At 57.6% G+C, this 12,641-nt stretch carries 7 protein-coding genes and 1 tRNA gene; 7 read left to right on the top strand and 1 reads right to left on the bottom strand.

Annotated features, from left to right (window positions below; genetic code table 11):
- Positions 1-119: 119 nt before the first annotated feature.
- Positions 120-1,754 (top strand): phosphoethanolamine transferase, encoded by a 1,635-nt coding sequence (locus tag AC0TNJ_RS13335; protein ID WP_473771379.1) that lies wholly within the window; start codon positions 120-122, stop codon positions 1,752-1,754.
- A 772-nt stretch (positions 1,755-2,526) separates the two neighbouring features.
- Positions 2,527-2,613 (top strand) — tRNA-Leu (locus tag AC0TNJ_RS13330).
- 175 nt (positions 2,614-2,788) lie between these two features.
- On the opposite strand, the gene AC0TNJ_RS13325 is transcribed toward AC0TNJ_RS13330, so the two are convergent.
- On the bottom strand, positions 2,789-4,483 hold the full coding sequence (locus AC0TNJ_RS13325; protein ID WP_473767901.1) for a hypothetical protein: 1,695 nt from the start codon (positions 4,481-4,483) through the stop codon (positions 2,789-2,791).
- Positions 4,484-4,900: 417 nt separating this feature from the next.
- Between AC0TNJ_RS13325 and AC0TNJ_RS13320 the strand changes: the two genes are divergently transcribed.
- The 5 genes from AC0TNJ_RS13320 to AC0TNJ_RS13300 all read left to right on the top strand — a co-directional run bounded on the left by AC0TNJ_RS13320 (position 4,901) and on the right by AC0TNJ_RS13300 (position 12,635).
- A complete protein-coding gene (locus AC0TNJ_RS13320) occupies positions 4,901-5,680 on the top strand; it encodes an EAL domain-containing protein (RefSeq protein WP_473767902.1) in 780 nt (259 codons plus the stop codon).
- Positions 5,677-5,901: a hypothetical protein gene (locus AC0TNJ_RS13315; RefSeq protein ID WP_473767903.1), complete on the top strand. Its 225-nt coding sequence runs from the start codon at positions 5,677-5,679 to the stop codon at positions 5,899-5,901. Before AC0TNJ_RS13320 ends, AC0TNJ_RS13315 begins: the two co-directional genes overlap by 4 nt.
- A complete protein-coding gene (locus AC0TNJ_RS13310; protein WP_473767904.1) occupies positions 5,898-6,530 on the top strand; it encodes a helix-turn-helix domain-containing protein in 633 nt (210 codons plus the stop codon). The genes AC0TNJ_RS13315 and AC0TNJ_RS13310 overlap by 4 nt, the downstream gene beginning before the upstream one ends.
- Complete coding sequence (locus AC0TNJ_RS13305) at positions 6,527-6,964, top strand: hypothetical protein (RefSeq protein WP_473767905.1); 438 nt, start codon at positions 6,527-6,529, stop codon at positions 6,962-6,964. The genes AC0TNJ_RS13310 and AC0TNJ_RS13305 overlap by 4 nt, the downstream gene beginning before the upstream one ends.
- Positions 6,965-7,082: 118 nt before the next feature.
- Positions 7,083-12,635, top strand: a complete 5,553-nt coding sequence (locus AC0TNJ_RS13300) for a YadA-like family protein (RefSeq protein ID WP_473771378.1) — start codon at positions 7,083-7,085, stop codon at positions 12,633-12,635.
- The last annotated feature ends 6 nt before the right edge of the window (positions 12,636-12,641 follow it).

Genomic DNA, 12,641 nt, shown 5'->3' with positions numbered 1-12,641 from the left:
AAAAAGCCCAAAACTCACTGTCCTGAATCTCCGATCCGGGAAAGAACGTTGCGATTGCAGTTTTGCGCAAGCCCTGCAAAGCTTCATCTTCCAGACTTTAGGATTTTGAAGGTTCAGGAATGCGATTTCCACGTCCGACCATCGCCAGCGGTACGCTTTGTGTCCTGACCGCGATTTATCTTCTCGCCTTTACCAACACATCTTTCTGGCACCGGCTGATCGCCTATTTTTCCGACCACCCGCTAAAGCTTGTCCTTGCAGCAGCAGCCATCCTTCTCATCCATATAGCCGTGCTGATGGCCTTTTCGGCGAAATACGTCATCAAGCCGGTTCTCATTTTCGCCGTATGGGTTGCCGCCGGCGGGTCCTATTTTACGGACACTTTCGGTACGATCATCGACCGGAATGTGGTCGAGGCAACGTTTACGACGACAAAAGCCGAGTCGGGTCATCTGATAACGACGGGCTTTCTGCTGCACATGCTGCTTTATGCCGTCATTCCCTCGCTTCTCATCATCTGGGTGCGTGTAAAACATCGCCCGTTGCTGCAGAAGCTCATGGTCAATACCATTTCAATCATCGCCTGCCTTGTCGGCGCAATCGCGCTGATCGGCTCTGATTATGGCAGCTTCTCATCAATGTATCGCGAGCATCGCTCCGATATAATGGAACGGCTGATGCCAGGAACGCCGATCAAGAGCACGGTGCAATACATTGCGCATGATCTGAACGACAGGCAGATCGTGATGCAGCCACTGGGCCTTGACGCCAAACAGGCGCTGCCGCCAATCGCATCCGGCAAAAAACTGCTGACCGTCGTTGTGGTGGGTGAAACCGCCCGCGCCAAGAATTTCAGCCTCTACGGCTATCCACGCGAAACCAATCCTGAACTCAAGCAGCAGGATATTGTCACATTCCCGAACACGACAAGCTGCGGGACGGATACTTCTGTATCCGTGCCATGCATGTTCTCGCCTTTTCCGCGCGAGGAATATTCGAGTACCAAATTCCATAGCTCGGAAAATCTGATGGACGTCCTCAATCATGCCGGTGTGAAGGTTGCGTGGTATGAAAACAATACCGGTAGCAAGGGCGTGTCGGACCGCATACCGACGGTCGACCTTCAGAACTCCACCGATGCGCGCTATTGCGAAGGCGGTGAATGCCTCGACCAGATTCTGGTCGACCGGCTGCGTGATCACCTGAAGGACGTGAACGGCAATGCGACAATTGTCCTTCATATGACCGGCAGTCACGGGCCATCCTATTATCGCCGCTATCCGCCGGAATTCGCCAGGTTCAAGCCGGAATGCCGCACGAGCGAATTTTCAGACTGCACGACGGACGAGATCGTCAACGCCTACGACAATTCGATCCTCTATACCGATCACATATTGTCGGAGATCATCAATATCCTGAAAGCCAGCGGAGACCGTTTTGCTCCAGCCATGATCTATATGTCCGATCATGGCGAATCGCTCGGCGAAGACGGCCTTTATCTGCACGCTGCGCCCTATTTCATTGCGCCTGACGTTCAGACCCATATTCCCTTCGTCGCGTGGTTCTCCCCGGACTATGCCGCTGCCACGCGACTGGACGCCGCCTGCGTCAAACAGAATGCCGCTGCCCCATCGTCGCACGACAACCTGTTCCACACGGTTCTGGGCATGATGGGCGTGAAGACGTCAGCCTATGATCAGACGCTCGACCGCTTTGCCGATTGTCGGAAAGCCAATGTCGCGGCTTCGAACTAGAAACCCACGAATATTGTCAATTATGCCAGCCAGACCAAGGATTTGAGCCATACGGCAAAGCGTGATACACTTTGTCGTGGGAGAGCGCATGGACAGGCGGAAGAGGAGGTCCGCACCGGTGCAATCCGGCACTTTGAACAAGTGCTCGAAGCCCGGATAAAATTATAAGCTTCCGTCTGGCTCAAACGCTGTCGCGCCCTCCCGGGGAAGGAGATGCGCCATGGAATATTTTCACTATGTCAGCACGCTGGATTATGTCCTGCTGGGCTTCATTGCCTTGCTGGTCTTCTGGAACCTTGTTGAGGCGAGCCTACGCAGATAAATAACAGCTGACTGTCTCGAAACCGCGCCGACCACATAAGGCCTGTTGCGCCTGATACTGTCAGGAAGAGACCTGCTCGCAACTGCGACAAGAGCGGTAGAGTAGAGCACAAGCCATTACTTCTTATCCGCCAGCTTTCTTTTTCGAAGAGCGGTGCAAGCTGCACTTTTGAGCAATTGACCTCGTTTCGTTTAGCCGGTATATCCCAACCCGCTGTCCCTTTGGACCATATCGAACTGCTTCGGCAGCAATGTGCGGGTGTGGTGGAACTGGTAGACGCGCCGGACTCAAAAAGGGGTTTGTCTATCAATCCACAGAAAATCACGGTGAAGTGAAAACATCGTATTTTCAAAGGGCTGTCGGTGTGAGAGTGATGAGTACGAAATGCGCCGAAAATGGGCTAGGAGCCGGCTAGGAGCCAAGCACCTGGGCTAGGATCGGCGGCAAAGTGCGGGCGTGGCGGAATTGGTAGACGCAGTGGATTCAAAATCCACCGTCCTTACGGATATGTCGGTTCGAGTCCGACCGCCCGCACCATAACAGATTACGATCGGCGACGGCATGATAGTCGCCGCAGGCTTGAGTCTGAGCCCCCGCGTCGGCCTTGGTTTGAGCGGTCTATCGACTGAAAGCCGGGGCGCTGAGGATCACCATTCGAATGCATGGCGGGGTGGCAGCCTGCTTTGGCGGAGTGTGATTGCTCCCTGCACAATTACATTCCTGCTGCTCGGTCGAAGTCGTTCCGGATTTGTTCGATGAACTCATTGCGGAAGTGTCGATTGCGTAGGTCTGCCTCTAGAATGCTTGAGTCTGGTGGGCGTATAGCCTCCAAGGAACGCATGGCCGTTTCCACGGTTGTAGCGTCACCAAGATTACCGGCGGTGGCCACCAACAAGCTCCAGTAGAAGGTGTTTTGGGGGACAGGTTGATCCTGCAACATTTTAAGGGCGTCGCGGTTTTCGCCGCGTCTGTAGAGAGAAGCCGCCAGAAACAAGTAGTCGGAGGGTTGGGGAACCGTCATTAAGGTGACTGTGTTCTCGATAACGGTTGAGGCTTCTTCGTATTCACCAAGTGCAAAGAGACGCTCACCGATGGCGATCCGTTCCCGCGCATTTCCTGGAAGACGCGCTAGGGCCTTTGATACAGAGGCTCGAAAGGCTGTGAAGTCTGCCTTCTGGAACTCAAGCGCTATCCTGGCGCGAAGGGTAAACCACGAGCCCGGCGCCAATCTCTCCGTGTTGCGAAAGCTTCTCCAGCCATCTTCGAGCGCAGCTTTGCTGGCCTCGAGATCGCCGTCATCAGCCGCCGCTATGGAGTCCTCAACGCGCACTAAGGCAAGCAGGGCCCAACCCTGAGCGTAGTCGGGTTGCGCGCCAACCGTTGCGCTCAGGCACTTCGACATCCAGCCGCGCTTGGTATCCGTGAGGGTGATCATTTCATTGAGAGTATGCGTCACGCAAACATAGCCGGTGACCGGATCAAGAGGGAGCCTGCGTCGTTCAGCTGAACGAATTACGGCATTCTCGCCGACAAGCTCGTGAACCATGACCTCCACTATGCGATGGGCGTCGCTCTTTAGGATTTGGGAAGACCAAAGTACGGCTCCGGTTCGTGCGTCTACCAGTTGCCAATACACAGCAATACCGGCGCTGTTTGAATCTACCTCGGTTGTAACAACGTATGCACTCTGATTGTCGGGGAGCCTTCGAACATAGTTTTGGGCTTCGGAAAAATCTTGTGTTCGGACAATGCTATTTATGTCGTAAAAAGTCATGGCGTCTGACAGACGCGCAGGCAGGCTGCGCGCAAAGAGAACGGAATGCTCGTCATCCGTTAGCGCATTGGCTGCCTGGATTAGGATTATCGGCGGCTGCCACGCAACCTCAGCGCGTTGATCTATGATTTTCAATCCACCGTACATTGCCGCAGCAACAAGTGGAACCGCAGCAGTCACACACAGCAACAGCCGTCGGAATGTCCGAGGCGTTGCTGTGGTCGACTCCGATTTGATCGAAGAATCGGGTGGGTCCTCGGGTCCAAGGTCTTCTTCGTCATATGTTAATGGCAACAGGGACTCTAGATTCTCTGAGTATTCAGGAATGTATCTCCCCAGAGGCAACGATATTATAATCGGATCGTTCCTGCCCTCTGTCAGATAATACTTTTCCAGAGAAGATCTCAGCCTGTTTGCGGTTGTGCGTACAATGCCGTCATTGGCGACATCAAAATCACTGGGACGACCCAGCGCTTCGGTGCCAATCGTGTATGATTTTATGGTATTTGCGCGTCCCTCAATATCTTCTATGACAATATACCTTAGAAATCTTCTAAGTCTTTCAGAATTCTGGAATGTTCTAGATTTCAGAATTCGCTTAAGCTGATCGTGCACCTTCTGCTGATCGACCATGTGTCCCCCAGTGATGTTATGGTGATCTTTTGGAAACCCGCTTCCATTCTCTCAAACAGAAACGTCACCCCTTCCAAGCAGAGCTTAAACTCTACAATGGGGCGCTGATAATTAGGGGTGGTGCCATACGGTTGCGCAACCCTTGAACATGTCGATGTAGCCGTTTGTGACGCTACGCCAACTGTTGCGGAACGGTGTGTGACTCGCCGTCACGCTGGTGCGTCAGCTATCCATTTTCCCGAAATTCTCGCTCTTGGAGCTGATTGTGAACGGCCGACAAAGCACTCGGCGCTCCTGATTGAGCTCATTTACTCACGCAGCGAGTTAAGGGGGGGCAAGTGCATTTTCAATTCAAGACATGCCACCAACTGGCGGCCCCAGCCACAACTATAAAAATACTCCAACGCTTGGGGCGCCATGTTTAATGATATCGACATTCTCGACAAAAAGCATTTGGAGATCATCGCCAAGGCGATCATCGATGATCGTATTAGTTGCTTCGTCCAGGACGTCCGGTCCGCACTTGCCATTGATGAGACTCTCTACGGCGAGTGCCTAGCGAGGTTGAGCGACCTGAGCGGAAGAGTTTATGCGGCGAGCGAGTTCGTCCCGTACCTCGATGCTTTGCGTGAAGCACCCATGCTCGACCGGCATATGCTCAAGCTTGTTCTCGATCTGCTTGAGACAGATTCGGCGTTGGTCCTGGGGTGTAACCTTTCTGCCGACAATGTAGCTGACACAGCGGCTTGGAATGCCATTTTTGGACAAATTCGTGATCGCGCGCATCTCGCGCGGCGACTTGTTCTTGAAATAACGGAAACGCGCGAATGGAGCAACTTATCATTCTGCTCCGACATGATCGTGGAGCTGCGCAGTCTGGGTTGCCGCGTTGCACTGGACGACTTCGGAGTTGGCTTTGCGTCTCCTCGGCTTCTCCAACTGATTGATTTCGATATCGTCAAAATCGATCAGGCTTTCGTTCATGATATCCGGCGATCGGCTGAAGGACGTAACAGCCTTCAGAACATCGTTGAATTTGCTTCGAGCTTTGCCCCGCTCATTGTCGTGGAGGGCATCGAAACCGCTGCCCAGATTGAGGCCGCGAGGGCGGCTGGTGCCACGCATTTCCAGGGTCATTTCTTCTCGGTTCCGGTTGCACGGAACGGCGCCCTACCCGGCAACGCGGAGGTTGCATGACGCATCACGACGATCGCCGACTATCGTCTTTACATAGTTCGGATCATCAAGAGTTTGCTTCGGGCAAGGATGCGGCGCCTCTCGTACTTTCAGGCGTTTCTGCGCTTTCGGGCGCGATCGTTGGGATTCTCTTGGCTGGCAACGGCTACGCCAGCATTGGCTTGATCGCCGCTGCCCTTGCAGCTGGTTGGATCGGCTGGTGGGCACGGGGGCTTCTATGAACAAGAAGCCCACCCTGCTTGGTTCATATGGCTTGCGCACGGTTCTTGGTAGCTTTGGTCGCCGGGGCGTGGGAGCGGGCGGCGATACCGCAAAACCACAGCCCTCTTTCGGCAAGCGCACAGCCTCTCCGTGTCAGAGCCTGTCGCTTCAACGCACGCGCTTATCGTATTTGCGCGCCGAGCTCCGGGCCCTGTTCAGCGATGAAGCCTTCCCGGAAAACACGCCGTCCTTCAGACTGACCGAGGGCGAAGCGCCGCGCTTGCTCATCGGAGAAACGGCTACGGTCCTAATCGACGCAGAGAATGGTCTGTTCGTATTCCGCGAGGAGACAGCCCATTCGGGGGTGATCGTCGTGACCGCGAGTGACGAGCGGCTGATCGACCACGTCATCTGTCATCTGGCGGCGGACCCACGAACGACGGGGGCGGAAACGGCCAATAAGGCGGCGCATATGTTGGTGGGACAAACGCTTGCCGACGTGGAGCGCAGGCTCATCTTGCAGACCCTGCGTCATTGTCGTGGCAACAGGATACGTACAGCCGACATGCTTGGCATTTCCCTCCGCACGATCCGCAACAAGCTTCGGGAATACTGGCGGACATCCGAAGCAGCGGGAGGGCAGTCATGAACGCTGCCTTCCCGTCATTCATGTACAGCGATCCCAAGCTGCTCGAGCCGAAAGCGCTTGCAGCATGGCGGGCGCTCGAAGGGAGGTATTCCAAGGAACTATCGAGCGCCGAAATCGACCATCTCTACGCGCTCTATATTCTGGGCCTCACAATACCTTTCTTCGGCCATCGCGAACCGATGAAGCATCTCGATGCCTGCCGTGCACTTCTGCACCTGAGGCTGACGCCGGAACGATCCGAACGAACATTGACCGAAGTCCCCGCCGCATCGGCGGACTGGGTCCACAAGGCATTTCTGTCCATCGAACAGCTCGGGTCCCGTGATGGCCATGCGCTGCTCGATGGGCTCCGCAATCCCACACCAACAATCAATGAAACAGATAGTCCGGCGACCGGGACCGGCGATGAGACCAACGAGGAAAAGCATGCATGAACTGACATCTTCAGCGCGCCACACAGAGCGTCACAAATTCATCCGAAACTGGGTTTCTGGCGCATCAGATACTCGATCCACCCGTCGTCGGTTGATGGCCGTTTTGCGTATGTCCTCCATGTCTTTGGGCGTGGGCCGGAAGCGGCTGGGACTGGGTGCGCTCAGTGTCGGGGGGGCAATTGCCTTGAGCCTTGGTTTCGCTTCACCGGTATTTGCCGAAAGCACCCTTCTGCCCAATGGCGCATCATGCGCGCGGCCTGTCGCGGGTAGCGGCAGTTGGACATGCCAGGTACCGAAGGAAGGCGGATTCGCGACCGTCACCAATGTCCCAGTAGGGGCGTCACCCATGGATGTCGATCTCGCGGCGTTGAATGCATGGTCTGCTGCCAACCTTGGCGCTGGGGCGATCGCATTCGGGAACACCTCGACGTCGGCAAGCGGTCAAAATGCCCTTGCGGCAGGTATCAATGCTTCAGCTGGGGGCGCAGACGCTGCCGCTATCGGCATGGGCGCCACTGCTTCAGCTGAGAAAAGCACCGCCGTTGGGCCTAACGCATCCGCTTCGGGCGACTTCTCGGTCGCCATCGGCAGCAATTCCGAGGCGCTGGGTGTTCACTCAATTGTGTTGGGCGCAGATAGCAGGGCGGACTCTATGTCCACGGCGCTGGGCCAGAACGCCAACGCGGAAACGGTCGACGGACAAGGCTTCGCCACAGCGGTTGGCAATAGCAGTGTGGCGGACAAGGTAGGTGCTGTCGCTATGGGCGCGGGTGCGCAAGCGACTGGTGAGCGGACGACGGCGCTTGGCGCTGACAGCACGGCTTCAGGCGCATACAGCCTGGCCGTGGGTCAGGCCGCCACGGTCACGGCGGATAACAGCGTCGCCTTGGGTGTTGGTAGTGTTGCCGATGGTGCGACGCTCGGTGCCGCAGCCTATAGCCCGACCGGCAACCTCACCGACATCGTGGGAACCGCGCCGGCTGGTGAGGTCTCGATCGGTTCGTCAGGCTCAGAGCGCCGAATTACCAATTTGGCGGCTGGCAGCGCGGCCACGGACGCGGTCAACGTCTCACAACTCGAAGCGGCGCAAACGCACTATTACAGCGTCAATGACGGCGGTGCGATCGGCGGCAACTACAACAATGATGGCGCCACCGGCCGAAATTCCTTGGCCGCTGGAATCGAGGCAGAGGCTGCCGGAAACCACAGCACTTCGGTCGGCTACCGAAACGCCGCCAGCGGCGAGTACAGCACCGCTATTGGTGTTTCCAACAGGGCAAGTGGGTACGCTAGCTTTGCAGCGGGCAGGTCTAGTGTAGCTTCTGGGGACATGTCTTTAGCGCTGGGCAGCAGTACGACGGCAACGGCGCAGGGTGCCACAGCCCTCGGTTATGGTACCGCGGCGGAAGGTGAATATTCCATTGCAATAGGAGCGTCGACCCAGAGTGGTAGTGGCGGCGCGGAACGGGCAGCTACATTGGCGAGCCGCGCCACTGGCGACAAGGCGATCGCGATTGGCGCAGATGCTGAAGCGCTGGCTGAAAACGCTATCGCCATGGGTTCGGCAGCACAGGCAAGTGGCGTGGATGCTATCGCCATTGGTCGTGGCTCCGAAGCGACCGGTTCGGTTGCGCTCGGCGCTGTCGCTCGTGCTGGGAATGGCGGCACTGCCTTGGGTGACGGCGCGACGGCAACCTATCTCGGTGGTTCCACAGTTGCAGGCACAATTGCCGGGACGGCAGTTGGTCAAAACGCTTCAGCGGATATCTCCGGTGCAACAGCAGTAGGAACAGAGGCCAAGGCGACAGGCGCGGGATCCACCGCTCTCGGCAACGGCAGCAGCGCGGTCGGTGGGAATAGCATAGCGATTGGCCAAGGTTCGCGGGCTGCTTCCTTCGACAGTATTGCAATCGGAACCTCGAGCCGCGTCAACTCCGGAAACCAAAGCACGGCGGTCGGATGGCAGAACACCGTTAGCGGTGGCGGAAATTCGACCGCTGTTGGCAGCAACAACACGATAACCGGGCAAAACACCTCGGTCTTTGGTCTGAGCAACAGGGCGACCGGATCGAGCGAAGTGATCCTGGTCGGCAGCGGCAACACCAGTGCCGCACCTAATTCCCAAGCGTTCGGTAAAGGCAACACGATTGCTGCGGGGGCCCAGTATGGTATCGCCGTCGGCATGTATAACCAACTGACGGGGACGAGCACCGGGCAGGATCCATCGCAAGTTGCATTGGGGCAGGGAAACACGGTATCTGCGCCCGGCGGCGTTGCGGTGGGTGTGGGCAACACAGTTTCCGCAAGGAATGGCGCGGCTCTGGGCGGCGCAGCACAGGTGACGGTAACTGACGGCGTAGCGTTGGGCTACCAGTCGCGCGCGACAACGGCGGCTGGTGTAGCGGGCTACGATCCGGTCGCCGGCCTTCCCACGACGAACACCAACTCGACCTGGGTGAGTACGCTTGGCGCCGTCAGCGTTGGCGGAAACGGCGCGACACGACAGATCACCAATGTCGCGGCGGGCACGGCGGAAACAGATGCCGTAAACGTGGCGCAACTCAGCACCCTAGCCGACCATGTCGACGAGACGGCAACGCATTACTACAGCGTGAATGACGGCGGCACTCCGGGTGGCAACTATAATAATGATGGCGCGACGGGCGCGGGCGCATTGGCGGCTGGTGTAGATGCAAGCGCCTCCAGTAGTGCGACCACCGCTGTGGGCATGCTCGCAAACGCTTCCGGCCTGTACAGCACGGCTTTGGGTGTTCAAGCCAAGGCAAGTGGCAGCAACAGCCTGGCTCTTGGCCGCGCCAATGCCAGCGGAACCAGCTCGGTCGCGATCGGCGACATGGCTGAGGCGTCGGGGATTGGCACTCTAGCCATCGGCGCGCAGGCCGGGCAGAACGCTACCGGCAGCGGAAACTTCTTTGGCGGAACGTGGGCAGGCATCTCCTCGAACGGCTCAAGCAACACATATCTCGGCGAGGCTGCGGGCTTGGGGGCGATAGGAGACAACAGTATCGCGATCGGCAATTGGGCTGGTGGAAGTTCGAATGGTTCCCGCAATATTTCCCTAGGCATGTTTGCAAACTCCGGGGTTTCTGCCAGCGATACAGTGGCGCTGGGTAGCAGTGCTTCGGCAAGGTTGGATGGCTCTGTGGCTCTTGGCTCGGATTCAGTAGCAAACACCGCCGCCGGTATATCGGGCTACGTTCCGATCGGTACCGACTCTTCAGGGATCAATGCCACGACCAGCACGCTGGCCGCACTTTCGATCGGCGATGCGGCCAATGGACAGTACCGCCAGATCACCGGTGTCGCTGCCGGCACGGAAGATAGTGATGCGGTCAACGTCGCTCAGCTCAAAGCGCTTGGCGAGCATGTTGATGCTTCGGCCACCCATTACTTCAGCGTGAATTCGTCCGGTGGCGGCAACTTCAACAATGATGGTGCAACAGGTTCCAATGCTATCGCCATAGGCATGGACGCTTCGTCGAGCAGCTACCAGACGGTCGCGATCGGCCGTGGCGCAATTGCCTCCGGTCCTCGTGGTGTCGCTCTTGGCGGTGAATCGGTCGCGAGCGGTGAATCGAGCACTGCCGTAGGCGACCAAGCTATTGCCTCAGGCAAGTATGCGACCGCGTTGGGACAGCGCGCGCAGGCAACCCAGGAGAACACCCTCGCAGTTGGCATGTATTCGAATGCAAGCGGCCTCGCTTCCTCCGCAGTCGGTCAGTTTGCTCACGCAACAGGCGATTTCGCATCGGCAATCGGCCAGAATAGCCAGGCGACGGCGAACTTCACGACAGCGGTTGGTGAAGGCGCAATTGCCAATAGCGAATTCTCGACAGCCGTTGGACAGGTCGCAGAAGCTATCGGTGTAAATTCCACGGCGGTCGGCCAATACGCACGAGCGACTGGCGCCTACTCCTCCGCTTTCGGTCAGTTTTCGCTGGCCAATGCCGATTACTCGACGGCTCTCGGTCAGGGCGCACAGGCCACGATCGCGCATGGCGTTGCCCTGGGTCATGGTTCCATCGCAGACACCCTCGTCGCAACGTCTGGCGTAACGATCAACGGCACAGCATACACGTTTGCCGGAGCGAACCCCGTTTCGACGGTGAGCGTGGGATCGGCAGGCGCTGAGCGCACCATCACCAACCTCGCAGCCGGCCGCATCGCCGCCGACAGCACCGATGGCATTAACGGATCGCAGCTTTTTGCGACCAATCAGGCGATTGAGGCCATCGACGACACCGTCGGTGAACTGGATGATCGCGCCGTCAAATATGATGGTACGACCGGCGACCCGAAGGACCTCATCACGCTTGAGGGCGATGTTTCCTCCGACGGCGGTCTGACCGGTGGTACGCGCATAACCAACCTGTCGCAAGGGGTGATCAATCAGTTCTCGACGGATGCGATCAACGGCGCGCAACTCTGGGGTACGGCTAACAGCATCGCCACTCACCTCGGTGGCGCTGCCTATGGCATATCGGTCAATCCTGATGGCACGCTCACGGCACCCGCTTACGATATCGCATCGATCGATGCGGCCGGGAACGTGACCACCATTACCCATGACAATGTGGGTGATGCGCTGGGCGGCCTCAGCCAGAGTGTGACCAACGTCAATTCACGAATTGACGACATCGATAATGGTGGTGGCATCAAGTATTTCCACGCCAACTCCTCTGCGGCGGACAGCCAGGCGGTTGGCCAGGAAAGCGTTGCAATCGGGCCTGAGGCAGTTGCGAACGGTGATGGCAGCATCGCGATGGGTAACGGAGCGACGACAGCCACGGGAGCCGATGGCGCCGTGGCGATCGGTGAAGGTGCACAGGCCAACAACGCCAACGACGTGGCGCTGGGTGCGGGTTCCGTGACCCAGGAAGCCGTTGCTACCACCGGTACGACGATCAACGGCAAGCGGTATGAGTTTGCCGGCACTGATCCTGTCGGTACCGTCAGCGTCGGTGACGAAGGTGCAGAGCGTACGATCACCAATGTCGCAGCCGGCCGGGTTTCTGAAGACTCTACCGACGCCGTCAATGGTTCACAGCTTCACGCCACCAATCAGGCGATAGAGGATCTTGATCAAGGTATTGGGGAGCTGGATAAATTTGCTGTCAAATACGACAACGACGGTGAGAATAAGTTCAACTCGATCACCCTCGAGGGTGGTGATCCGAATGCGCCGGTGTTGATCTCCAACGTTGCCGCGGGCCAAGCCGATACGGACGCCGTCAACGTCAGCCAGCTCAAGGATGGCATCAAGACGGCGAACAATTACACCGATAACCGAGTCAACTATGCGATCGAAACGGCGAACAATTACACCGATCAGGTGGCGGTGACGACGCTCAATCAAGCCAACAACTATACAGACTACAAGTTTGGCCAGTTGAACCAGGAAATCGGTGAGGTGCGGAGCGAAGCTCGTCAGGCAGCCGCGATTGGACTCGCAGCGGCATCACTGCGCTATGATGACCGTCCCGGCAAGGCGAGCGTGGCTGTGGGCGGCGGCTTCTGGCGTGGTGAAGGCGCGCTTGCCTTCGGTGCCGGTTACACCAGCGAAGACGGCCGCCTGCGCAGCAACCTGTCTGCCACCACCGCGGGCGGAAACTGGGGTGTTGGTGCCGGCCTTAGCTTCACGCTGAACTGAGGCCGC

This window comes from Ochrobactrum sp. PL_is483, assembly GCF_055816855.1.
The sequence above is the reverse complement of the archived record's forward strand: the minus strand, read 5'-3'. Positions and strand labels throughout refer to the sequence as shown.